Origin of the sequence: Moritella sp. Urea-trap-13 (genome assembly GCF_002836355.1) — a bacterium.
Taxonomy (GTDB): domain Bacteria; phylum Pseudomonadota; class Gammaproteobacteria; order Enterobacterales; family Moritellaceae; genus Moritella.
This window is the reverse complement of sequence record NZ_PJCA01000031.1, coordinates 891,606-916,434: the sequence shown is the minus strand read 5'-3', so window position 1 is coordinate 916,434 and position 24,829 is coordinate 891,606. Positions and strand designations below refer to the sequence as shown.

General features: G+C 41.3%; 24 protein-coding genes. 16 read left to right on the top strand and 8 right to left on the bottom strand.

Annotated elements, in window-relative coordinates:
• Positions 1-493: 493 nt before the first annotated feature.
• The 6 genes from CXF93_RS11980 to CXF93_RS11955 all read left to right on the top strand — a co-directional run bounded on the left by CXF93_RS11980 (position 494) and on the right by CXF93_RS11955 (position 3,882).
• Positions 494-832 carry a DUF805 domain-containing protein gene (locus tag CXF93_RS11980; protein WP_101062734.1) on the top strand — a complete coding sequence of 113 codons (339 nt, stop codon included), beginning with the start codon at positions 494-496 and terminating at the stop codon, positions 830-832.
• Between the two features lie 151 nt (positions 833-983).
• Entirely contained in the window at positions 984-1,271 is a 288-nt protein-coding gene (locus CXF93_RS11975; protein ID WP_101062733.1) for a diguanylate cyclase, read from the top strand.
• Positions 1,272-1,273: 2 nt separating this feature from the next.
• Entirely contained in the window at positions 1,274-1,525 is a 252-nt protein-coding gene (locus CXF93_RS11970; protein ID WP_101062732.1) for a type II toxin-antitoxin system Phd/YefM family antitoxin, read from the top strand.
• Positions 1,522-1,782, top strand: a complete 261-nt coding sequence (locus CXF93_RS11965) for a Txe/YoeB family addiction module toxin (RefSeq protein WP_101062731.1) — start codon at positions 1,522-1,524, stop codon at positions 1,780-1,782. Before CXF93_RS11970 ends, CXF93_RS11965 begins: the two co-directional genes overlap by 4 nt.
• 260 nt (positions 1,783-2,042) lie before the next feature.
• Positions 2,043-3,545, top strand: coding sequence for an NAD(P)/FAD-dependent oxidoreductase (locus tag CXF93_RS11960; RefSeq protein WP_101062730.1), 1,503 nt, complete (start codon positions 2,043-2,045; stop codon positions 3,543-3,545).
• Between the two features lie 139 nt (positions 3,546-3,684).
• Positions 3,685-3,882, top strand: coding sequence for a CPXCG motif-containing cysteine-rich protein (locus CXF93_RS11955; RefSeq protein WP_101062729.1), 198 nt, complete (start codon positions 3,685-3,687; stop codon positions 3,880-3,882).
• Positions 3,883-3,947: 65 nt separating this feature from the next.
• On the opposite strand, the gene CXF93_RS11950 is transcribed toward CXF93_RS11955, so the two are convergent.
• Positions 3,948-4,373, bottom strand: coding sequence for a septal ring lytic transglycosylase RlpA family protein (locus tag CXF93_RS11950; protein ID WP_101062728.1), 426 nt, complete (start codon positions 4,371-4,373; stop codon positions 3,948-3,950).
• 280 nt (positions 4,374-4,653) lie between these two features.
• On the opposite strand from CXF93_RS11950, the gene CXF93_RS11945 reads away from it, so the two are divergent.
• Positions 4,654-5,868 carry a GGDEF domain-containing protein gene (locus CXF93_RS11945; protein ID WP_101062727.1) on the top strand — a complete coding sequence of 405 codons (1,215 nt, stop codon included), beginning with the start codon at positions 4,654-4,656 and terminating at the stop codon, positions 5,866-5,868.
• A gap of 69 nt (positions 5,869-5,937) precedes the next feature.
• The gene (locus CXF93_RS11940) at positions 5,938-6,348 is read left to right on the top strand and encodes a GFA family protein (RefSeq protein WP_101062726.1); all 411 of its coding nucleotides are present in this window, start codon (positions 5,938-5,940) and stop codon (positions 6,346-6,348) included.
• A 56-nt stretch (positions 6,349-6,404) separates the two neighbouring features.
• Here CXF93_RS11940 and CXF93_RS11935 read toward each other — a convergent pair whose 3' ends face one another.
• The gene (locus tag CXF93_RS11935; protein WP_101062725.1) at positions 6,405-7,325 is read right to left on the bottom strand and encodes an MBL fold metallo-hydrolase; all 921 of its coding nucleotides are present in this window, start codon (positions 7,323-7,325) and stop codon (positions 6,405-6,407) included.
• A gap of 227 nt (positions 7,326-7,552) precedes the next feature.
• On the opposite strand from CXF93_RS11935, the gene CXF93_RS11930 reads away from it, so the two are divergent.
• From CXF93_RS11930 to CXF93_RS11910, 5 genes are all read left to right on the top strand, one after another.
• Positions 7,553-8,578, top strand: coding sequence for a DUF2157 domain-containing protein (locus tag CXF93_RS11930; RefSeq protein ID WP_101062724.1), 1,026 nt, complete (start codon positions 7,553-7,555; stop codon positions 8,576-8,578).
• A 129-nt stretch (positions 8,579-8,707) separates the two neighbouring features.
• Complete coding sequence (locus CXF93_RS11925) at positions 8,708-9,097, top strand: YkgJ family cysteine cluster protein (protein WP_101062723.1); 390 nt, start codon at positions 8,708-8,710, stop codon at positions 9,095-9,097.
• Between the two features lie 145 nt (positions 9,098-9,242).
• A complete protein-coding gene (locus tag CXF93_RS11920; RefSeq protein ID WP_101062722.1) occupies positions 9,243-10,067 on the top strand; it encodes a phytanoyl-CoA dioxygenase family protein in 825 nt (274 codons plus the stop codon).
• Positions 10,068-10,164: 97 nt separating this feature from the next.
• Positions 10,165-10,626, top strand: a complete 462-nt coding sequence (locus CXF93_RS11915; RefSeq protein ID WP_198551650.1) for a cupredoxin domain-containing protein — start codon at positions 10,165-10,167, stop codon at positions 10,624-10,626.
• 191 nt (positions 10,627-10,817) lie between these two features.
• Positions 10,818-12,173 carry a hypothetical protein gene (locus CXF93_RS11910; protein ID WP_101062721.1) on the top strand — a complete coding sequence of 452 codons (1,356 nt, stop codon included), beginning with the start codon at positions 10,818-10,820 and terminating at the stop codon, positions 12,171-12,173.
• Positions 12,174-12,235: 62 nt separating this feature from the next.
• Here CXF93_RS11910 and CXF93_RS11905 read toward each other — a convergent pair whose 3' ends face one another.
• Positions 12,236-13,906 (bottom strand): AMP-binding protein, encoded by a 1,671-nt coding sequence (locus CXF93_RS11905; RefSeq protein ID WP_101062720.1) that lies wholly within the window; start codon positions 13,904-13,906, stop codon positions 12,236-12,238.
• Positions 13,907-14,139: 233 nt separating this feature from the next.
• On the opposite strand from CXF93_RS11905, the gene CXF93_RS11900 reads away from it, so the two are divergent.
• On the top strand, positions 14,140-15,078 hold the full coding sequence (locus CXF93_RS11900) for a LysR family transcriptional regulator (RefSeq protein WP_101062719.1): 939 nt from the start codon (positions 14,140-14,142) through the stop codon (positions 15,076-15,078).
• A 217-nt stretch (positions 15,079-15,295) separates the two neighbouring features.
• Positions 15,296-16,495, top strand: coding sequence for a NupC/NupG family nucleoside CNT transporter (locus CXF93_RS11890; protein ID WP_101062718.1), 1,200 nt, complete (start codon positions 15,296-15,298; stop codon positions 16,493-16,495).
• A gap of 167 nt (positions 16,496-16,662) precedes the next feature.
• Here CXF93_RS11890 and purT read toward each other — a convergent pair whose 3' ends face one another.
• Positions 16,663-17,844 carry a formate-dependent phosphoribosylglycinamide formyltransferase gene (gene purT / locus CXF93_RS11885; protein ID WP_101062717.1) on the bottom strand — a complete coding sequence of 394 codons (1,182 nt, stop codon included), beginning with the start codon at positions 17,842-17,844 and terminating at the stop codon, positions 16,663-16,665.
• Positions 17,845-18,031: 187 nt separating this feature from the next.
• Positions 18,032-18,451: a 5'-phosphoribosylglycinamide transformylase gene (locus CXF93_RS11880; RefSeq protein ID WP_101062716.1), complete on the bottom strand. Its 420-nt coding sequence runs from the start codon at positions 18,449-18,451 to the stop codon at positions 18,032-18,034.
• Positions 18,452-18,626: 175 nt separating this feature from the next.
• Between CXF93_RS11880 and pepT the strand changes: the two genes are divergently transcribed.
• The gene (gene pepT / locus CXF93_RS11875) at positions 18,627-19,853 is read left to right on the top strand and encodes a peptidase T (RefSeq protein ID WP_101062715.1); all 1,227 of its coding nucleotides are present in this window, start codon (positions 18,627-18,629) and stop codon (positions 19,851-19,853) included.
• A 30-nt stretch (positions 19,854-19,883) separates the two neighbouring features.
• On the opposite strand, the gene CXF93_RS11870 is transcribed toward pepT, so the two are convergent.
• From CXF93_RS11870 to punR, 3 genes are all read right to left on the bottom strand, one after another.
• Positions 19,884-20,210, bottom strand: a complete 327-nt coding sequence (locus tag CXF93_RS11870; RefSeq protein ID WP_101062714.1) for a hypothetical protein — start codon at positions 20,208-20,210, stop codon at positions 19,884-19,886.
• Between the two features lie 301 nt (positions 20,211-20,511).
• A complete protein-coding gene (locus CXF93_RS11865) occupies positions 20,512-23,709 on the bottom strand; it encodes a DUF748 domain-containing protein (RefSeq protein ID WP_101062713.1) in 3,198 nt (1,065 codons plus the stop codon).
• 72 nt (positions 23,710-23,781) lie between these two features.
• On the bottom strand, positions 23,782-24,684 hold the full coding sequence (gene punR / locus CXF93_RS11860) for a DNA-binding transcriptional activator PunR (RefSeq protein WP_101063343.1): 903 nt from the start codon (positions 24,682-24,684) through the stop codon (positions 23,782-23,784).
• Positions 24,685-24,829: the final 145 nt, after the last annotated feature.

The following is a 24,829-nucleotide window of genomic DNA, read 5'->3' as shown; positions in this document are numbered from 1 at the left end:
CAGATACCTATTTTTATCAATAATTTAGCCAGTTTTAGTCATTAATCACTTATCCTCCCATTATTTTTAGCTCTATTGTCCTACGATTTTCAGGTTCAACCTGGGTGCTCGCCTTTCGCCTAAGTCGTTGGCGTGCTCCTCCCAATACATGTCATCTCATATTGTCAGCAAGGACAAATACGTCTAGTTTTAGCTGCCCTTTGCAATAGCGTATCCCAATTGCATAGTGGCATCAGTGCTAGTTGAATTCGCCGTACCACACGAAAATAACCATAAATGGTTATAGATCGTTTACCTTGCAGCTTTAGGTTGGTAAGATATTGTTCGTAAAGAAAATTAATTAGTGCTGTTGTGAATAATGCATACGAAATACTCCAATAAGGCATAACTATAATGGTAGTGCTATTGGTTAGTATGAACGCTGGATTGTGTACTCTGCCGCGTAGCACGACGTTAAGTTTTAAAAGTTTTATCAATAACAAGGAAAGTCTAAATGGATGATTTTATAGGCGCACTAAAAAAATATGCTGATTTCACTGGTCGAGCACGCAGAAAAGAATATTGGATGTTCATACTTATTTATTTGATTATCAATATTGTCCTAAGTGTACTTGGTTTGGATATCATTTCAGGGCTAGTAGCTCTTGGATTACTTATTCCAAGTATTAGTATTGCTGCAAGAAGGTTACATGATACTGGCCGTTCAGGATGGTGGCAGTTAATCGTATTAATACCTGTTATTGGCATCATTGTTTTAGTTTTTTTCTTAGCTCAAGATGGCCATGAAGCAAATGATTATGGTGTTAACCCTAAATCTGGTGTACCAGCATAAAATCTAATAAATCAGAGTAGGTGTCGCGCAGTCGGCACCTACTTTTGTTCTAAATCCAGGGTGTCGAACAAGTCAGATATCCATTTTGTATAGTTAATTACAATTCATAATCAATAGCTTAACGTAGTTTTGGGCTTATCTTAGCGCCATTGTGATAGCGTTATACATCATTATTGCGCGTTTTGGTGGTGAAGAGTTTTTAGTTGTACTGCCGTATTTAGAACTAGAGCAGGCGACTCGAGTTGCATCACGTGTTGATGATCTACTTTATCAAGCGAAAGCGCAGGGCAGAGCAGAGATAGGGTTGAAAATAGTCTTGTGTAGTCTTACGGACACCAAAGGTATAAACGCATTAGCATTACCTGTGCAATATATTGTACATCTTGTTTTTTATGAGTTAGACTTGTGCAATATTAAGTACAACTCAACAAAGAGGTAATTATGCGTATAGTTTCTTTTACTGAAGCCCGAAATGGTCTTAAATCTGTTCTTGATGGCGTGGTTAATGATGCAGATTGCACAGTTATCACTCGTCGAGATGCTGAAGATGCCGTAGTAATGTCTATGGACTATTACAATAGTTTAATGGAAACGATTTATTTATCTCGCTCTCCAGCTAATGCTACTCATTTAAACAAATCAATCGCTCAATACAACGCAGGACAAACTACGGAAAGAGGCTTACTTGAATGAGTCGAATGCTAGCTTGGACTGATGATGCGTGGCATGACTACTTGTATTGGCAAGGGCAGGACAAGAAGACGCTTAAACGAATTAATAAGTTAATCACCGATGCCAAGCGTTCTCCATTTGAAGGTATTGGTAAACCTGAACCATTGAAAGAAAATTTAGCTGGTTTTTGGTCACGTAGAATCGACGATACGAACCGGTTAGTTTATACGGTTAATGACGTGCATTTAACTGTAATTTCCTGTCGCTATCACTATTAATTTGAAGCGCCGTTAACAAATAAGAATAACTGTCGTGCAGCCAACACCTAATTAGGGTATTGGGCAAGTCCGAAGCCTTCCTTATATAGTAAGCTTGTAGCGGTTATTCTTCATCCGTGCCTCGTTAAAAAACCGCCGCAAATACAAACTGTATCAATAAAAAACTAAGTTTCCTCGAGTTAAACACTCATAGACCGTAATGAACGTTATAATCACAGCTTAACGATTATTCTTAAGCGGGTTAAGGGCAGGTAGCAAAGTTGAAAATTGAAGAGAACCAGTGGCACATTTGTTCAAATTGTCAGGGCCGCGGAAAAGTCAGTAAGCGTCTGCGCAAGAAAGTAAGACTCAGTTATCAGCGTGAGTTGGAACAATTTGAAAAGAATAATAGCGAAGGTATTGCGCCTGTTCGCCCTAAGCCGCACCTTGATGCCTGCTCGAACTGCAAAGGTTCAGGACTGATCCGTTCTGCTATCAAGCCTACCTCTGAGAAAGAACCTAATACAAAAAATTACCCACACCTTGCTATTATTGGCGGTGGTATCGGTGGTGTCGCGCTTGCCGTGGCTTGCCTGCACCGTGGCATTCCTTTTACCCTTTATGAGCGCGATAGCGGCTTCGAAGCACGATCTCAAGGTTATGGACTGACGTTGCAACAAGCGAGTCGAGCGATTGAAGGATTAGGTGTTGTCTCGTTAGAGGATGGTATCGTGTCAACCCGACATGTGGTGCATACCACCGAAGGTAAAGTGATTGGTGAATGGGGTATCAGAAAGTGGGTTCCTTCAGACGAGCGTAAATTACCCAAGCGTACCAATGTCCATATCGCTAGGCAGTCGTTACGTTTAGCCTTGCTTGAACAGCTAGGCGGACATGATGCAGTGCAGTGGGGACATCAGTTAGTCGATTTTAAACAATCTGCGGCTGAAGGTGTTGATTTGAGCTTTCAGGTTGATGGTGAAATACAACACGCCCATGCTGACCTTATCGTTGGCGCCGATGGTATTCGTAGTTCGGTGCGGAAATTGTTGATAGGTGATGAGGCTTCACCATTAAATTATTTAGGCTGTATCGCGATTTTGGGCATTTGCCCTCTGTCTGCTATAGGGAGTGCTATCCAAAGTTTAGGTGGTGACGAGACGCTTGACCGGACTTTACTAGACTCGGCAACTGTATTCCAAACCGCTAACGGCCATGAGCGCATCTACATCATGCCTTATGACGCAGATTCAGTGATGTGGCAGCTGAGCTTTCCAATGTCAGAAGGCGAAGCTAAAGCACTGAGTGCGCAAGGCCCTAAAGCGCTGAAAGAAGAAGCGATCCGTCGATGTCAGTGGCATGCACCTATTCCGCAGATATTAACGGCGACACCGGAAGCGCTGGTTTCTGGTTATCCGGTGTATGACCGAGCGCTACTCAAGGCTGAATTGTTAGAAAAGGGCTCGAATGCAACCTTGATCGGCGATGCTGCTCACCCTATGAGTCCATTCAAAGGTCAGGGCGCAAACCAAGCATTACTGGATGCTCTGTCGCTAGCAAGGGAAATTACCAAAGAATGTAGACCCTTATCGAAATGGCGAGATGCAGGCGTGAGGGCAAGTGTGTTAAACACTTTTGAAGCCGAAATGTTAGCGCGCAGCGCTAAGAAAGTGAAAGAGTCTGCCGAGGCTGCTGAGTTTTTGCATACCGATGTTGTGCTGCACGAGGGCAACGAACCAAGAGGTCGCTGCCTGAATAGAACTGAGGAAAAGCAAGAGCAGTAAAAACAAGTTCATAAAAACAGTACAGTAAAAATAACGCGCAACGTCACATTACTTCGCAGCATCCTTCGTTATGCTGCGAAGAGTGATTTACGCCAGCTGAGCATCATGTATTTCAGCAAACTAGGGGAGTTGTAAACAATTGAATCAATTAACCGAGACATCGATAGCATGCCCTTATTGTGGCGAGACACTTGAAGTGCTCATTGATCCTGCCGACTTGGGTCAGCAATATATTGAAGATTGCCAAGTATGTTGTAAACCGATTAACTTTTTAGTTTCTGAAAGTGCAGATGATGAGCTTGCCGTTACTGTTTATACTGACGATGAAGCGTTTTAACTAGGTTCGGACTGTTAATCGTGAATAGAAAATAGAAAAGGTGCCTCGCCACAGACACCTACCTTTTAGTGTTTGTATCTAAAGGTATTACTATCATCCAGAATGTCTATTCTGACCGGCACTACGCCTTTACTAGTATTGCCTATTTGCTCAAATGCTTTTTGAGAAAGGTCTATTATTCTGCCTCTAACAAATGGTCCTCGATCATTAATTTTCACATCAACAGATTTATTGTTCGCTGTATTAGTCACCCTCACGACTGTACCAAATGGCAGTGTTTTATGCGCTGCAGTGTATGCTCTCATATTGTATGTCTCGCCACTGGCAGTACGCTTGCCATGATATTTACTACCATACCAAGATGCTTGGCCAACAAGATCATGAGATTTTGAGTACGCTATGGTTTTCGGTGAACCGGTTGTCAATGTAGATGAACAACCTGTCAGCATGGCAAGGACGAAAATTGTGATAGTAAGACTTAATTTTTTCATGTTATGTTAATACCGCTTTTAAGTAATGTTTCATATGGTTTATGCGTCTCTTAAACTCTTTAAGGATTCATCGCGGGTGAGACATCAATATTTCAATTTTGTTCGTGATTAAATTAAAATGTTGTTCGCGGTTAAGTCAGAGCGTCGTGGTGACTAACTCGTTTTCCCCCCGTTACCTTACCTAGCCACTGTTTTTTTATTGCAGTAGATCAAAACTAGAAATACACTTTGGATTTATTATTACGGCATATAATTGGTTCGTAATATCAAGGAAGAAGTAATGCCAAACTCATCGTACTCAGAAAATGATGATCGTCGCCAGCATGTAAATAAGCCACAAAAATTGCTCAATTCAGGCAAGTCATTCTTCGCAAGCAACAGTACTATTGAAGACGTCATTTCCACAAGTCATCATTCAAAAGACTTTATTCAAACGCGTAACCAATATATTGTCGAACGTCTTAAATTAGTCTGCTTATTTTTTGCTATTAGCGTGCCACTATCATCTTTATTTGATTTTATAGCCTTTGAAAATGTGCAGGCTGAATTATTATTAGTTAATCGGTTAATACTCTCTTGTGCTCTAATCGGCCTATGCCAACTCATTCGACGTTCCAACACCGTTAATATGACTCGATTGGTATTAACACTATCATTTTTATTTCCGGTGTTATTCTATACGGCAACGGAGCTATCGTTGACTCAAACAATGGCCTACAGAGATATACCATTGAGCTTTACCCTTATACCGTACTTAATTGTTGCAATGCTAGGCTTGTTTCCGTTGACTCTCATCGGAGGCATTGCGCTTTTAAGTGTTATATCATTACCATTAACAATACTTGAGTATATTCAATACTCAGGAAACTATGCTGCAGTTATCGACAAACTATGGTTGCTAGTGTTGTTTGGCGGTATTAGTTTATGGCTACAATCTGGACAGATGGTAATGCTAATGAAACTTTATCGCGAATCTACCATCGATTCATTAACAGGATTGATCAACCGTCGAGTATTAATTCGTCAAATCGAAGCTATATCAAAAAACAGTAATGCTGTGCAAAAATCATTTAGTATAATGATGTTTGATTTAGACCACTTTAAACGTGTTAATGATACTTACGGTCACATGGTTGGTGATCAGGTTTTAGTAAAAATATCTTCACTGCTAAAATGGGAGTTAAGAAATTCCGACGTAATTGCTCGTTTTGGCGGCGAAGAATTTCTGGTTGTGATGCCGCATCTGGAATTAGAGCAAGCCACTCATGTTGCGTTGCGTGTGGCAGACGTTATCCGTAAATCGTCAGTGATGACAGATCAACAACAAGAAGTCACATTTACCACCAGCATCGGGGTCACCCAATATATTGTCGATGAGCCTATCGCTAAATTGTTTAAACGGGTTGATGATTTACTCTATCAAGCAAAAAATCAGGGAAGAGATCGGGTTGAAAATACCCCTGTGTTAGAACCTGTTGAGTTAGTCGCTAGTTAGTAAAGGTCATTTACCTTATAGCCTTAGCTTGTTTATTCTGCGGTGATTAAAACAAAGGGAATTTAAAGTATGTTGAAGCAAGTAGGGAAAACTAAGATCCAAGCTAAACATAAAGCAACCTGCCATTGTGGTTTAGTTGAGCTTGAATTATCACTACCAAATGGTATAGAAAATCCTCGCCGTTGTGATTGTTCTATTTGCCGTCGCAAAGGGGCAATTGTTGGCTCCGTTAATCTAGATGGTATTCGCATTGTAAAAGGCAGTGAATATCTAAAGTTATATGAATTTAATACTGCTACAGCGAAACATTATTTTTGTTCTAATTGTGGTATTTATACGCATCATCAGCGACGTTCCAATCCAAATGAATATGGTTTCAATATAGGCTGTTTACAAGGCGTAAATCCATTTGATTTAAGTGATGTTGTCACTAATGATGGGGTTAATCACCCTGCTGATAGGCAGCACAAATTCAATTGAATTTATGGGAGCTGAAAGCCATTATCGTTAAGTTAATGGCTTTCTATAACGAGTCGCTACTTAGCTGTATCCTGAGTTTGTAGTGATGCGGTTAAGCTGCTGTGTATAATGCCTATCCACACTTTTTCATTCAAGAAGCCATTCCCCCAGACTTTCCATTGTTCACTCAAGCCTTTTTCCTGCATCGCTTCAAGGCTCATATTTTGTTGCATCATCATTTCAACTTCGTTGCTGGTACCGACTAACATGTCTCTAAACGCGAGCAACTCTTCTTTGTTCGATATAGCACCATGGCCTGGTACGACTATGGTATCGTCAGCTATGTGATCAAGTATGCCATCAATATTTGTCACCATGCCACGGACACTGCCATTGGTACCAACATCAACAAACGGGAACATGCCATTAAATAAATGGTCACCCATATGCACTATATTGGCTTTTTCAAAAAAGATAATACTGTCGCCGTCGGTGTGACCGTTGGGTAGATGCAGCGCTTTAATGGTTTCATCGTTGAAGCGTAACGTCAGCGAGTGATCAAAGGTAATATCTGGCAATGCATCAGCTGGATAAGGTTTTGACACCATGTTGAACAGTTTCACTTCTTGATGACTATTTAGACGTTGGTAGACATTGTCATGGGCAATTATCTCTGCGCTTTTACCTAGTTCTTTATTACCTTGAGTGTGATCGCCATGCCAGTGGGTATTAAGCACATACTTTAACTCGCTTTTATACTTGGCTAGGGTTTCCAGCAACGCTGGTGTCATCTCACTGTAGTCACTGTCAACAATAAGCAGACCATCCTTACCTTCAGACAATAAGATATTACCGCCTTTGCCTTGCAGGAATTGAAACCCAGGTTTGAGCTCAGTGACTTTAAAGCTTTTCTTTTCTGAGTGGTGCTCTTCGGCTAGTGCGACGTTAGTAAAAAAAAATAATGTAGCCATAATAAATGCGGAAAATAGTTTGTTCATAGTCGAATTCCTTCCTTGAGTTAGATCGTAAACAGGTGTCTATACGGTACTCAATGAGTCTAGCAGAGTTCTGTTTATTCGAATTAGTTGACCCTCTATAAACAAGCGCTTAAGTGGGTATTGTGACAAGTGGGGGCGATAGGATACTATTCTTTAATAGCTATACTATATGGAATTGGATCAATCCAAGGGTGTTTGGATCTCCAAGCCATTGAAAGGAGTCTGAATTGAATCTAACGAAGAAAAATCTTGAAGACGCGGTAAAAGAGAATATTTTATCACTTGAACAGTCTGAGAAGTTAATTGCATTCATCAATAACCAGCCGAGTACAGGGCCTAAGTTTGATTTCACCCATGTTCTCTATTATGTGGGTGGTTTGATTGCCATCGGTGCGATGACGCTTTTTATGAATTTAGGCTGGGAGTCATTTGGTGGTGTCGGTATTGTGTTTATCTCGCTATTTTATGCGGTGATTGGACTTACATTGACCAATACATTTCAAACTAAAGGTTATGCAATACCTGCTGGAATATGTGGCACATTTGTTATTGCGTTGACCCCATTAGCAGTCTATGGATTACAACATGCATTAGGGATTTGGCCTGATGACACTGTATATCGAGATTATCATCGCTATATCAAATGGCATTGGTTGTATATGGAACTGAGCACCTTAGCCGTTGGCGCTATTCTGGTGTGGAAATATAAGTATCCATTTTTAATGATGCCAATTGCTGTGACGCTCTGGTATTTAACCATGGATCTGACGTCGATGATTTCTGGTGGTGATTTTGATTGGACGCTTAGAAAATTGGTATCTATGTACAGTGGACTACTCATGATTGCGTTAGCTTTTTGGATTGATATTCGATCTCGTAACAAAGCAGATTATGCATTTTGGATATATTTATTTGGGGTGTTCGCTTTCTGGGGCGGCATGTCGTTACAGTATTCGGATAGCGAATTAGCTAAATTTATTTACTTTACTATCAATCTATTCATGATCGCGGTTGGCGTATTACTGGTGCGGAGAGTGTTTGTTATTTTCGGTGCGCTCGGTTGTACTGGTTATATCGGCTATCTTGCGGCAGATATATTTAAAGACAGTTGGTTATTTCCAATAACATTAACAGTTCTGGGTTTATTGATTATTTATCTTGGGATCCTTTGGCAAAAACATGAACAAAGTATTACCAGTAAAGCCCGAAAAATATTACCAACACCATTACGTGAGCTACTCGATTCAAAGTAAGCTGAAAATAGACGCGAAGTAAGGTGAAAAGAGGTGGTAAATCAAGGCACGGTACTATTACAAATGTTAACATACGCAATAAATTTACAGGCATTGTCATCTTCGAGTGAAGTTAGGTAGAGAACTATCATGGTTTCGGAATACGAAAAAATAAAATTGTTATTACAGAACAATAATAAAGAAGATCTCGCTCGACTGCGAAAGCAGATCCCGACATTTGAATGTACGCCAGGTTGCCATGATTGCTGTGGACCAGTAACGACATCGGCAGAGGAAATGTCGCGCCTGCCATATAAAACAGATGCTGAGCATGAAGCCGCATTAAATGAATATAACTGCGTACATCTTGGCCCTAAAGGCTGCACTGTCTACGAAGAACGCCCGTTAATCTGCCGACTGTTTGGTACCACGCCGAAAATGCCTTGTCCAAACGATCGCCGACCAGATGAAATGATTGACGTTAAAGTCGAAGGCCAGATCCATCACTACATCAAGAACACACGACAAGTGTTGGTGTAACTAAACCAATTAAACGTTATGGAGAAGAAATGGAATTTATTCTTGAAAAACGAACGCACAACGAACTCGGCTTAATCCATAAATCTTGTCAGGTATCGAATCAAGAATAGGCAGTCGAGTTGTTATAATAAAACAGAGGTAATGGGTGTTAAAGGTAGAAAAGCAAACGCAGTTAAACAGCGAATATGACGAGCAAGGTTACTTTGTCATTAGAAATTATTTCAGTGCAGCAGAGATCTCAGCACTGAGAGAAGTAGTATCGAAATTTCATGAAGCGTGGAAAGAAGACAACATACAATTCTATCGTTCAGAAGCGTTCAATTCTTCGGTCATTACCGGTATTGACTACTTAGAATGCGACGACCGACTCAAGCTTTTCAATTTTATCAGTTCCCAAAAAATGATGGATGCTGTTGAGTCGGTGATACCTGCTAATGCTGCATTCATGAATACCCAACTATTCTTTAATCCTGTTAATCCTAAGCAAAGAGACTTCTGGCATCGAGATTGTCAGTATGACCATGAAGTTGAGCAGCAAAAAATAGCCGTTCAAGAGACGCAAGTAGTGCATCTTCGCGTGCCTTTATTTGATGAGCTCGGCATGGAATTAATCCCTGGTACGCACAAGCGCTGGGATAATGAAGAAGAATTTAATGTGCGACAGGAAATTAAAGGTAAAGTGAGTAGTGACAGTCTCTCTGATGGTAAAGTTATAAACTTAGCTGCGGGTGACTTACTGGTGTTCTCTGCTGATATGATCCACCGTGGCCTTTATGGTATGGACAGATTAGCGCTCGATATCTTAGTGTTTGATCCAGATGCTGACTTTGCCGATTATGTTGATGACGAATGTCTACCGAGTATGGCAATGATGGATAAGATTGATGATCCGAGATTATTCATGAGTACGCTCGACTTAAAGTCGGGACTTAGCTCCATCACTACATCAACAACACTCGATAAGTACTGAAGCCTAAAAAGAGTTTCTTGAGAAAAAGCATGTCTATTCTATCCTATACTCAAAGTCGTTATCGAGATTAAACTCATGACCGAAAAGAGGATAAGATATGCTTTTAAATAAGAAGATTATCGCATTGTTAGCGGGTATGCTGGCTTTGATCGCCAATACGATATCAGCGGCTGATTATATAACCGACGCTGGCGCGATTGTGAAAAAAGCCGATTGGAAAACCATGCAGACAATCACAGTCACAATGGATGAGTTTGCCTATGAACCCGACGGCCTCAAACTAAACGCGGGCCAGCCATACAAAATAGTGATTAAAAATAAAGGCAAAGTAAAGCACTACTTCACGGCACCTGAATTTTTCAAAGCTATCGCAACCCGGAAGATTCAATCAAACAAAGATGGCGAAATCAAGGCACCTTATTTTACTGCCATTGAACTTATGGTAGATGGCCAACTTGATCTGTATTTTGTCCCAGTAAAAAAAGGCTCTTACCCGGTGTTCTGTACGGTTGATGGTCACCGTGATCAGGGTATGGAAGGTATGTTGACAATCAAATAACGTGACGATATATCAAGACAGGTACGCTTTAATTCTAGTTTTTTTTAAATAGTACCTGCTTTTCATTTTAAATAATGGGTATTGAACAAGCTTATCTCCCCCACAAACTTACACTCCATACAACAATTTGACAAAAGATCATTTATAATCAGACATTAATAAATATCTATTGCCGATTTCAAAGGAATGTTATGTTTACCCCGACCTTGTTTAAAAGCCAGATTAAAACCACTTTAGGTGCACTCTTGTGTAGCAGTATGATGGTGAGTAACGCCAATGCCTGGTCTGAACACAGCCTTATTAGCTATCCAATATTAAACACTATGCCAGAAGTGGCAGAGCAAGCGCCGATTAAGGTCGAAACCTTAGCTGAGTTTGTCATTGCAGAAGCCAAAGGATTAGAAAAGCTATTAGCAAGTAATGAAACCTGGTTACGTGAAAACTTCGCCCATTATAAACCCCGTCCGGATGCATTAGCATTTGATGCTGTGAACCAAGATTTACAAACCAGCTTCATTCATGCCATACGTATCAACCCGAATGCGCGCGTTAACCCGTACATTCAGTTGTTACCTGGGCAGGATGAACAAGGCCGTCGTCGCATGGATTCGTCTGAAGTTGCGGTTTTTACTAACTTAGCCCATTACAACACCATGACTTTTGTTGAAGTCAAAAGTGGTGACATGGTCACGCCAATGGAAGTGTTAGTATCAGCCAATGATGATCCCGATAACGGCCTTGATATCGGCCTGTTTGAAGACAGTAATACCGAAGCCGGTAAGCTATATGGCTTTGGTAAACAAGCCTTTGGTAATCCCGCGTTGGAATACAGCTCGCAAGCCCCGTTTCATATGGGCTTTTATCATGAGTCGAGCATCTTATTCACCTTAGCGCCGTTTTTACGTGAGACTTTCCCTGACTATCGTGTGCATATGTACAAAGCCTTGTCTGAATATGCCTTTAGTACTGGCCATGATTATTGGGGTTGGCGCTTTATGGGGTGGGGCATGCATTACATCGGTGATATAGCGCAATCGTATCACTCAACCTTGCAACCAGGTGTGAGTACCGCATCGAGTATCTGGACTAATGCCAAAGACATCATGGGTTATCCGCAAGCTAAGATTGATGCGATCCAATTGCTGTCTAATCGCCATTTAGTATTGGAAGAGTTCCAAGAAATTATCACTAAAAAAGCCTATGAAGATAACGACTTTAGCAGTGCATTGTTTACCGCGTTAACGCAAGAGACTGCTGTGGTTGAATATAACGACAATACCTTTGTTGAAGTGTTTGCCAAAAATTCATATGACAAATCAGACAAGCTTGCCGGTTACCTTGAACGTTGGGTACCAGAGCAGCTAGTAAGCGATCCAAGTTTTGAAGTCGATGGCAGCAAAGAAATAAAAATGATTGTGCAGTTGATACGTGAGCAGCACGGTGAAGAGGGCATTACTAAGATGACGAATCTACTGGCTGAGTTTATGTTAGATCATAACGCCAATACCCGCAGTTATGTGCGTGCCATCTTAAGCCACAAATCTTAATGTAATCGAGTAGTAAACCAAAGCACGACTACATATTTGTAGTCGTGCTTTGCTGCGCAGCGCTAATCTTTTGCTGGTGTTAACAGTTCACGTTTAAGTACCTTGCCTACCGGACTCTTAGGCAGCGTATCGCGAAATTCAATATCACGTGGCACTTTATAAGCGGTTAAGTAACGGCGACAGTGGGTTTGCACATCTTTGCTGGTCAGCGCTTTATTGCTGCTACAAATGAAGGCTTTAACTTGTTCGCCTGTCACTTGATGTGGCAGGCCAATCACCGCGGCTTCTTCAATATCCGGGTGTAATCGCAGTACCTCTTCAATTTCGACCGAATAAACATTAAAGCCAGACACTAAAATCATGTCTTTTTTACGGTCAACGATAAAGAAGCAACCATCGTTGTCCATCCGCGCCATATCACCCGTCGAGAACCAGCCATCTGCATCAATAGATTCAGCGGTGGCTTGTGCTTGCTTCCAATAGCCAGCCATTACTTGTGGACCACGAACTTGTAATTCACCAACGATATTGATGCCTAATGCTTGGTTATCATCATTAACCACGCGCATTTCTGTAGATGGCAAAGGTACACCAATACCCGCGGTGTATTCTTGTTGGGTGTGAATACCACTGCAAACAACGGGTGAACACTCTGTTAGTCCATAACCTTCAACTACCGGCATGCCGGTGACTGCTTGCCATTCTTTGGCAACGTCTTCTTGGGTGGACATACCGCCAGCGATGGTGAAACGGGCATTGCTGAAATCTAACTCGCGGAATTTATCATTTTTTAACATACCGCTGAACAAGGTATTTAAGCCGAAAAAGATCGTGAAAGGGTAACCTTTTAGCTCTTTGATAAAGCCATCCATATCTCTTGGATTGGTAATTAATAAATTACGCCCGCCGATCATCATAATAAACATCAGACTGACGGAATTAGCAAAGATATGATAAAGCGGTAACGGGGTAACAACATGGTCTTCTGATAACAGGGTACGCGGTGAAAACTGTCCGTAAACTTGCAGCACGTTAGCGACAATATTACGGTGGGTTAACATGGCACCTTTGGCAACACCGGTAGTGCCACCTGTGTATTGTAGGTAGGCAATGTCTTCTGGTTTACAGTCTGGACGGTTATAAGCTAATTTACGCCCAGCGCTTAGTACCTTGCGCATGGAGATGGCATTTGCAATGTGAAAATCAGGGATCATTTTTTTCACGTATTTTATCGCGAAATTCACCATAGTACGTTTAGGCTGGTGTAATTGGTCGCCTATGTTGGTCATGATCACGTGTTCAATACTGGTTTGCGGTAATACTTTTTCGAGATTCGCGCCAAAGTTACTAATGGCGACAATCATCTTGGCACCAGAATCGGTCAGTTGATGCTGTAATTCGCGTTGGGTATACAGCGGGTTAACATTAACAGCAATTAGCCCTGCGCGCAGTATGCCAAATAGCGCAATTGGGTATTGTAATAAATTCGGCATCATAATGGCGCAACGATCGCCTGGTTGCATCTTCAGATCGTGCTGTAAATAAGCGGCAAATGCCCGGCTTTGTTGTTCAAGCTGGCGAAAGGTCAGTGTTGCACCCATGTTTAAAAAGGCGATGGAGTCAGCGTGCTTCTCGCAGCTTTGTTCGATGATATCTAAAATGCTGTTATATTGGGATAAATCAATGAACTCTGGCACATCGCTAGGATAGTTTTTTAACCAAGTTTTTTCCATGTTAAAATTCTCTGTAGGGTCATGTGTAGCATATTATCTTATAATAGGTGTGTGGAATAGTTGATAATAATCATCGGAATATCAATTTATATCACTTGTACTGATGTTTTTTAAGCCACAAACTTTATTGCATATCTATTTTTGTATACACTGCCCCCATTAAGCATCAATAACGCTGTTTATTGTTATTATTACGTAGTCACACGGACCGGACGTTACTAGGTACTTCTCATTTGATTCAAGATCGCGCTAGCCAAATGGCCCTCTTTCATACTTTAGTGCAAACAGGTAGCTTTACCGCTGCAGCGCATACCCTAAGTGTGTCAGTTTCTCATGTCAGTAAACAACTCAAATGCTTAGAAGCTGATTTAAACGTCAAGCTGGTACAGCGTTCTACCCGCAGTTTCACCTTAACCGATGCTGGTCAACAGTTTGCAGGCTATTGCGCCGAAGTGGTAAGCAGTGTGCAAGACGCTGATGTGATGATGGCGAATCTACAAGATGAAGTGGTTGGAATTCTGCGCTTGGGTGTATCGCAGTCATTTGGCACTATCCATATTATTCCCGCGATTGAACAATTTCGTAAACTGTATCCTGACCTGCATGTAGAAGTGAGTTTGTTCGATTACAAAGCTAACATGATAGATGATGGTTTGGATTTGTGGTTGACCAACATTGAAGATATTCCCGAAGGTTATGTCGCGCAGCACTTAGCCGACACGCGTTTTGTGGTGGCAGCGTCGCCCGATTATTTAATGCATCACACTGCGCCTTTACATCCCAACGAGCTTGAAAAGCATAATTGCCTTATCTACCGAAGCCGTGAACGTAACTATGGGTTGTGGTCGTTTAAACAAGGCTCGGAGTCGTTATACATTAACGTCGATGGTAATTACCGTGTTGATTTAGCCGAAGCTATTCGTGATGCGGCGATATCAGGGTGGGGGATTGCTTACTTGGCGACGTATTTACTCACCGATGAGTTTAGAACCGGCAAGTTAATCCAATTATTACCCGAATGGCAGGCGAGTCAGGTTATGCGTTTTTATGCTGTATACCCAAGCCGTAAGCATTTACCGAAGAAGATTAGTGCGGCAATTGCCTTTTTTAAAGAATATATTGGTCAACCTTCATACTGGGATCAGCAATTAAAGTCGCAGATTAAAATCTAATTTCAACAACTTATCTCCTGATGCGGAAATATCTTTTCCATATGGAAATAATACCCTAAGTATCATTATGGAATCGTTATAAAACAATAAACTAGCTAACACGACAATACCGTTGAATTTAATTGTAACAAGCAGGTAACTTACTGGACTTGCTGTAAAAGTGGCGCGTACTACAATACGCATCTTTATAATTTTAATCATTCAACAGGTTTGTTCCATGATATCTATTTTAGGCATAATAGTGATCCTATTAACGGCGTATTTTTTCTCTAACGATCGCCGTAATATCCCCCTCAGAACTGTCTCGCTCGCGTTTGCATTACAGATTACTTTTGCTTTCATCGTACTATATTTTCCTGCAGGCAAAGATGCGTTAAATGCTTTTAGTGCGGGCGTATCAAACGTGATTGATTATGGTCAGGAAGGTATCTCGTTCTTATTTGGCAGTTTAGTGGAAGGCACCTTTGTATTCGCTATTAACGTACTGGGTATTATTGTGTTCTTCTCGGCGTTAATTTCCGCGCTGTACCATATTGGTTTCATGCCTAAAGTGATTAACATTGTCGGTGGTGGTTTACAAAAACTATTAGGCACAGGTCGTGCGGAATCATTAGCGGCAACGGCAAATATCTTCGTCGGTATGGTTGAAGCGCCGTTAGTGGTTAAACCGTATTTGAAAGGCATGAGTGATTCACAGTTTTTTGCTGTGATGACGTGTGGTCTGGCTTCGGTTGCTGGTGGCACCTTAGTCGGTTACGCCATGATTGGTGTGGAAATTAAGTTTTTAGTGGCGGCATCATTTATGTCGGCACCTGCTGGTTTGTTAATGGCGAAGTTCTTGTTCCCACCATCAAAAAATGAGAACCACGCAGACGAAATTACCAAAGTAGAATTACATCGTGCAACCAACGTGGTAGAAGCACTTGCAGATGGTGCTATGGCGGGTTTAAGCATGGCAACTGCGATTGGTGCAACCTTGTTAGCCTTTGTCGGTGTTATCGCGTTACTTAATGGCATGTTAGGCGGTATCGGCAATTGGTTTGATCTGACATTAAGTTTTGAAATCATTTTAGGTTACGTGTTTGCGCCTGTTGCTTGGTTGATTGGTGTGCCGTGGAATGAAGCTATTGTAGCTGGTTCGTTGATTGGTAATAAAATTGTGGTGAATGAGTTTGTGGCGTTTATTCAGTTGATGGAAGTGAAAGATCAGCTAAGTGAACATTCTCAAGCGATCATTACCTTTGCGTTATGTGGTTTTGCTAATATCAGTACCATGGCTATCTTAATTGGTGGTTTAGGTAGCATGATCCCAGAGCGTCGTCAATTCATCGCTAAGCATGGTTTCCGCGCTATTTTCGCTGGTGTACTGGCTAACTTGATGAGTGCCGCAATTGCCGGTGTGATTTTAAGTTTGTAGCTGATAGCTCATCCTTGATCGTTAAGCGTTAATGATTGAAGGTATCGATACAGTCATTAACAGCAATAACTGATGCAAAAAAGGCTAACAAGATTAACTTGTTAGCCTTTTTTATCGCTGTAATTTATGTCTTACAGTTATCTAGCTATTGCTGAAGTTGCTTGGTATTAGTCAAAAGTCACTTCAATTGTTTTTGCTACTTCCTTGGCTTTATCAATTGCATCAATGGTATTAATACCACGAGCCAGTGCCACTCCTAAGCGACGTTGACCTGCGATCTCCGGCTTACCGAATAAACGGATTTGACTGCCAGATACACAAGCCAGTGCTGGTGCTAATTGACTAAAACCAATATTAGTTGAATGGCCTTCTGCTAGGATAACTGCAGAGGCAGACGGACCATATTGTTGAATTTGAGTGATAGGTAGACCTAATACAGCGCGTACATGCAAGGCAAATTCAGACAGGTCTTGCGATATTAATGTCACCATTCCCGTATCATGTGGACGCGGTGAAACTTCACTAAAGAACACGTCATTACCACGAATGAAGAGTTCGACGCCAAACAGACCATAACCGCCTAATTCCTTGACTACCTTAGCTGATATTTCTTGCGCTTTAGCAAGTACATCATCGCACATTACTTGTGGCTGCCATGACTCACGGTAGTCGCCATCTTGTTGACGGTGGCCAATTGGGTCGCAGAAATGAATGCCGTCGGCAGCACTGATAGTCAGTAACGTGATTTCAAAATCGAACTTAACAAAACCTTCAATAATGATACGACCTGCGCCAGCACGACCACCTTCCTGTGCATAGTCCCAAGCTTGGTCTATATCGTCTTCATCTCGAATAATACTTTGACCTTTACCTGATGAACTCATGACCGGTTTGATCACGCAAGGAATGCCTATCTGCTCGACCGCCGCAAGGTATTCAGTTTTATTATCGGTAAAGATATAAGGCGAGGTAGGTAACTGCAGGGTTTCAGCGGCAAGAAGGCGGATACCTTCGCGATCCATGGTTAATTTGGTTGCGCGTGCCGTCGGTACAATATTGACACCTTCTTGCTCTAATTCAAGCAGGGTATCGGTTGCGATAGCTTCGATTTCTGGAATAACATAGTGGGGTTTTTCAAGCTCAATAACACGTCTTAACGCCTCTCCATCAAGCATGTTGATCGTATGGCTGCGATGGGCTACTTGCATTGCTGGTGCGTTGTCATAACGATCAACGGCAATCACTTCGACACCTAAACGCTGAAACTCAATAGCGACTTCTTTCCCCAGTTCACCTGAGCCTAATAGTAATACACGTGTTGCATTTTTGCTGTTGGCAGTACCTAACATAACAGTTCCCTATTAATTGATTATAAATTTGGTGGTCAAACAAATGATAATTCACTAACTTGTTGTATTTTAAGTACTATAGTTTTTTTAACTACGTTATATAGCAGCATGATATAGCGATTTTGGTGGAAATGGAAGTTTTAACTTGTAATTAGGCTGTGACAACCAAAAGGTAGGGTTTCAATGTTTAGGTTACAATTTCACTCATGGCAAAGATTGACGTGTATAAACCAGTCAAGAGAACGATCGAAATAACACAGCGACGGCGGTGAGTGAGACCCGCTTGGGTGAGTAAACTGGGTCGAAATAAAAAGTTAATCGGGTTGAATAAGGTCTGATAACAAAACAAGGAGATACCTTCCTTTCTACCATGCGTCACTAATTGGTAAAAGTAATAGCAAAAACGCACGATTAACAGTGGAAAGGCAATGTAAATCACCGCTATAAATGCCAGCTTAATCGCTATGATTTGTACATTAAGGTCAAATATAACCCGCCAATCACGGGTGAAAGAAAGTAGCAGTATGGCACTAATAAATACGGAAACAAAAACAAACAAAAGACTGTAGCGGAATAATTTAGGCCATTCTAAGGTGGTGTATCTCATTCTAAACCTCTTCGCTGTTGCTGAAACGCATGCAGGGTTTTGTGCTTTATAAATAACATCCTTGAAGTAAAATTTAATAGCCATTAATGATTAAGGACAATCTATCGTCACTTTTTATGATGCATAATATCCTTACATCATAACTACTTACTTTTTTATTCATTAAGGCTTTATTATGACAACATTGATTGAACGTTTTTTACGTTATGTAAGTTTTGATACCCAATCTGATCATACCCTTGCTACTTGTCCCAGTACCCCAGGGCAAACTGTGTTTGCGAAACAATTACAGCAAGAGTTAATTGCACTGAATTTAGATGACGTAAAACTCGATAGCAATGGTTACTTAACGGCACGTCTACCGAGTAATATTAGCACAACTGTACCAACTATTGGTTTTATTGCCCATATGGATACCGCGCCAGATGCATCTGGTCAGCATGTTAAACCACAAATTGTCGAAAATTATCAAGGTGGTGATATTCGTTTAAGCGACACTGAAAAACTGTCACCAGCCATGTATCCAGAACTCGAGCAATTACAGGGTCAGACCCTCATCACCACCGATGGGTCGACATTGCTTGGTGGCGATAACAAAGCCGGGATTGCGGAAATTATAACGGCTATCGCGTATTTGCAAGCCAACCCTGAAATTGAACACGGCGACATTTGTATTGGGTTTACCCCCGATGAAGAGATTGGTCGTGGCGCAGACCTGTTTGATGTAAAAGGCTTTAATGCGCAGTGGGCTTACACCATTGATGGTGGTCCCGTTGGTGAATTAGAGTATGAAAATTTTAATGCTAGCTCCGCAGATGTTATTTGTCGCGGTGTTAACGTACACCCTGGGTCAGCAAAAGGTAAGATGGTTAACAGCATGGGTATGGCGGCGAAATTCCAAATGCTAATGCCTGCCGATGAAACGCCAGAGTGTACCGGAGGTTACCAAGGTTTCTATCACTTAAATGCCATGCAAACGAGTGTCGCTAAAACCACGCTAAGTTATATTATTCGTGATTTTGATCAAACTGGATTAGCGCATCGTAAAGCATTTATGCAGCAAAAAGTCGCTGAACTAAATAACGAACTTGGTTGTGAACGCATAGAGATTAAAATAAGCGACAGTTATAACAATATGCGTGAAATGGTAGAACCTCATGTACATATCATTGAACTGGCTACGCATGCGATGATTGAGTGTGATATACAGCCGGACATTAAACCTATTCGTGGAGGCACTGATGGGGCGCGATTATCCTTTATGGGCTTACCTTGCCCAAATATCTTCACTGGCGGTTATAACTTTCATGGTATCCATGAGTTTATCACGGTAGAAGGGATGGAAAAATCAGTGCAGGTGATTGTTAAACTAGCGGCGTTAACGGCAAAGAAATACCAGTAGTACTCTAATTAAAAACTCGAGTTAACTACGCTAATTAGGCCTGATGCCAATGCAGTCGTCAGGCATATCAAGTTGTCCTTGTAAAAACTGTATGCAATGATCTAGTTTGCGATTCAGCTCTTTATCATGCAATAACGCGACTTCATCTTGAATTTGCAGCTCGAAGACTAAGTACCAAAATATTTGTTCTCTTGAGCTCGCAATCTTACTATCGACTATGTTTAAACGCTGCCAATCTTGTAATATCTCCCAACTGTAATCCATGAGTATGTTGTAGCTGAGCTTGTTGTGCATAAATTGATGAATGTGCCTTATTAGCAGCTCAGACTTTACTGTGATGAAATTGCCTTCAAGCATAAATCGACCTCCAATTACTTATCACTGAAGTTTTATTCATCAGTAAATTGTAAACAGCTTGGCATTCAAATTTGCTTTGCTTTTTTTAACTCAAACATAGTGACATATTTTGTAAAGCATGGTGCAAATATTTGTAAATATAGTGTAAGCATAAGTCATGATCTGGGATTTGTATATTTATCGGCGGTAGGCTTGATAGGGCAATATGAGGGTGGGGTACAGACCTCATTGATTTTAATAGTACAAATCAACGAGGTCTATTTTTCAGCTTACTTTGTAATTCATTCTGTGATTTATTTAGCTATTTAACTACCATAGTCAGTGTTGTCTGGGTCGTTGTTGATGGTACATTGCTTTGATGACTTAACACAAAGACACGCCCCGCCTCGACTTTACTGACATCACGCAAATGTGACTTAATAATGTTTGCGCGTGATTTTGCCAATCTTCTTAATTGTTTATCAGTAACGACCTGCTGCTTGCTGGTCTCGGTATACAAACTATGCAACCAAACTTGTTCCAACTCTGCCTCAGCAAGTGCTGGCTGCTGTGTCGCAATCAGAGTGCGTAATGCATCCGCTTTGCCTTTGGTTTCTAATTCATACAAGCTAACCAGTGCACCGGTCATATTTGCCGATACGGCTAGCTCTGCAGTATTGCTATCGTCCGCAATGACGATGCCAGTTGCTTGACTCAACTTAGCGTTTAATGTGCTATTTTGCAGCGCTTGTTTATCCAAGTTGGCGTCATAACTGCCTTTGATATTGAGTTTTATTTCTGGGCGTTGTGCTAATGCTTTGGCTAATGTATCTAGTTTACTTTGTTCTGTTAGTGCTAGCGTTGTTGAACCATTGGCAAAACTCACCTTATCTAAATCTTCAGTGGTATCCACTAGGCTAGCTAATAACGTAAAGGGTGATGTTACTGCTTTCATAATAATGTTACTTAATGATTTCAGTACAATCTCGCCAACATTAAAGCTTGGGTCATCAATATTACCGGATACGTTAACGCCTAAATCAATTGCACCACTGCTATCTTTTAATAATGGGATAGCTAGGGTAATAGGCAGTATGCTGCCTGCGTCACTGTCTTTAGTATCATTCATATCTAATTGATCAATTAAAATATGGTTACTGCCTTCTAGGTGACTTTTTTCTAGTTTGTATTTAAGCGCAAGAGAAAGTTGGCCTTCATCAATATCTAAACCAGCATAGGTACCAGAGTAGGGTGTCATTGAGGGTAACTCAAAGTTATTAAATACAAATTCAACATTAATAAAAGGTTCTGGGATTAACGGATTAACCACACCTTTTAAGGTCATCGGCGCGTATTTGTTGACGATAGCTTTGATATCGATTTCTGCATTTTTGGTTGTTGTTGATGATAATTTACCAACATGACCTTCTATATTTTCGATGACTGCTTCAAAGCTTGGTTTAAGTACGTCATCGGTATAGTCCACCTTACCTGCGACTAGCGTGAACTTGTTTAATTCAATCAACATGGCATCTGCACTTGCTGTTGTTGTTGCTGATTGTGCTTTTTCTTTTTCTGCTGCAGCCGTTACTTCGGTGCTTTCATTAGCCGATTTCTGCTCAATCACTAAGTCAGATAGGTTGGAGCTTTTATCTGCTGCCACGATAACTTGTGCATAAGGTTGGGTTAATTCGATGTGATCGATGAGTAAGCTATTAGCTTGTTGATCGAGTGCAATATTGTTAATGGTAAAGTCTTGCCATTTAAGCAGCGATTTATTGAGCTTCTTGTCATTGATCGCCAGTTTTTCAACTTGAACTTCACCGTTGAAACGCGCAGTACCTTTGCTATCAGCAACAAGGTCGCCTTTGGTGGTGAAAAGGCCACTCTCCATGGTGATATTCAGATAAGGAGTAATATAAGGCTGAAATTGAGTCAAATTCAGTTTTTCTAGACTGATGTGGGCATCAATTGATTGCTGTTTAATGTCGATGCTGCCCTGTGAAGCAAAGCTACCGTTATCATTAATACTTAGCGCTAGCTCATAGTCGATAGGGGCATCATAGCTACTTGATATTGCTTTGGTACTGAAGTTCAGTGGTGCGATGCGCCATTTTGTCGCCTTCGTTATCCACGAGTCAACGATGTTGATATCATAATTGGTTAAATTGAATTCCCCAAGATTCACCACCCATACTCGTGCGTCTGCTCTGGCTTCAATTGCGGCCACTTGTTCAACGACTGTTTCCACTTCTATTTCAGCGACAGTCTCGATGACATCGACGACTGAACTTACTACGGAATCTTTTTCTGCTGTGGCTTGCTCAGTTACCGTTGGAACGACAACTACGACGCTAGGAGCTTGTTCGCTAGCTAATGCTTGCTGGTTAGTTATTGATTGTGGGGTTAATAATGCGGCTAAATCTACTTCGCCTTTATTAATGCTGGCATGGAGTTGCAAGCCATCGGTACTGACGTTATCGATACCCACGAGTTGCTGTTGTAAATCTAGCGTTATACCTGCAGCGGTAAACAAGGGCAAGTTGATGAGTTCGTTATCGACAGCAGAAAATATCAGTGAACGTAATGCAAACTCGCCGGTGTCGGTAATGAATTGTGGTGTCGGCGTATCTGTTGTCGGGGTCGTATCGCTAATAAAGCGGTAGTTTGTGGCTAAATCAATAGTACCAGATTCTAACTCTGCACGAATCTCTTTGGCAATAAATGGCCAGAATGTGGTGAGTTTAATGTGCTTAAGTGCGAGTTCACCTTGCGCTTCCAATGGTGTTAACTGGAATCGACCTGCAGTTGTAACAGCACTTTCATCGCTACCTTCAATACTTAGATCGAAACTGTTGTAAGTTGGTGTCGGGGCATTGCTCTGCTGTTTATTCTCTAACATGGCAATACTATTGAATTTAGTCAGTGAAACATTGATTGCTGGATAGTCGAGTTCAGAGCCTGTTGGACGGTCTTTAAAATTAAACGCGGTATTAGTGATACTTATATTAGCAATTTGCATATGCGGCAAGTCGGTGCCTTGATCCGTTTCTTCTACGATTGCGTCTACGGTAACAAAACGTTTAGCTTGTTCTTCCATATATTCTGGAATATCGGAGAAGCTATAGCGAATTTGATCTAATTTTTCGATATTTATATTAGCCTGATCGATCTCTACCGTTTCAAGGTTAATACTGCCATTGAACAAACTCTTCCAGAGGTTGGCTTGCAATGTTATACGACCAAGGCTGATGAATTCTTGTTGTTCATGGGTCAGGATCTCAAAACCTTTAATTTCAAATTTGAGGGTAAAAGGATTAATGGATACATCTTCTAGCAAAACTGGGCGATTAATTAACGCGCTGGCTTTTTCGGGGGCGATGCTTTTGACCAAGTAAGGGACGAGTAAGCCTAACAGTAAGGCATACAAGAAATAGGCAACGAGTGCATAACTACAGAGGCGTTGATAGCGCGGTGCACGTGAAAAGCGTAGACGAAAATTTGCGAATGAAGTTGCCATTGGAAATGTAAATCCTTTTAAATACAATCAATAGAATTAATTATAGAATATCAATGGCAAGCATAACAGCTATTATTCCAACCATTGTTGATGTAATTGGTCACTATCACCTAAATAATCTAATAACCATGTCACGGCAGGGCTCATGCGTTTGGTATTCCAGGCTAAGCAACAATCGCTAACTGGTAGGGCTGTAATAACTTCCTTTTCTATTAGATCCCCTGTTAGGATTAATTTATTGGCCATATGTGCGGGCATAATGGCAATGCCTAAACCGCCTTTGAGTAGCTGTGTTGCACTGTGCCAGTTAGGAACGACAAGCCGGCGTTGATTATCAAGTAACCAAGTTGTGCGCTTGGGAAGCTTGCGGGCGGTGTCTTCCAAACAAATTACTGGGTATTGTGCGAGCGCTTCATTACTGATTGGTTGCTGAACTTGGGCGAGCGGGTGATTGGGACTGATCACAAACGTCCACTTTAATTCACCCATACCACGGTAATCAAAGCCGCCACTGACTGGAATAGTTGCTGTCGCGCCAATGGCTATATCAGCACGTGAATCAACCAGTGCATCCCAAACCCCGTTATAGACTTCCATGGTTAATAACAGTTCCACATCCGGAAAGGCAGTATAGAAGTCACCGACCATGGTATTGATACGACCTTCATGCACTACGTTGTCTAACGCGAGGGACACGCTTTCGTTCCAGCCATGGGCCACTCGCTGGGTTTGAAACTTCATATGGGCCATTTGCTTGAGTAATTTACGCGATTCAATGACAAAGTATTCACCGGCAGGGGTAAGTTCTACCTTGCGGTGTAAACGAATAAATAACGCCACGGCTAACCGCTCTTCAATATTACGTACCGTATAGCTAATGGCACTGGGTACTTTACATAATTCATCTGCTGCAGCGGTGAAACTTCCACGTCGGGCAACAGCGTCGATAACCTGCAGATCTTGTTGGGAAAACATACACATCAAATTTTTTGAAAGCAATGATGAAATATTAGCGTTTCTCAAACGCGAACGCCAGTATTAAACTGTCAACATCATCATTAGTCTATGTAGTTAAGCAATGAACAATATTAAAAGCAATAGCACTATCAATACAAAAAAG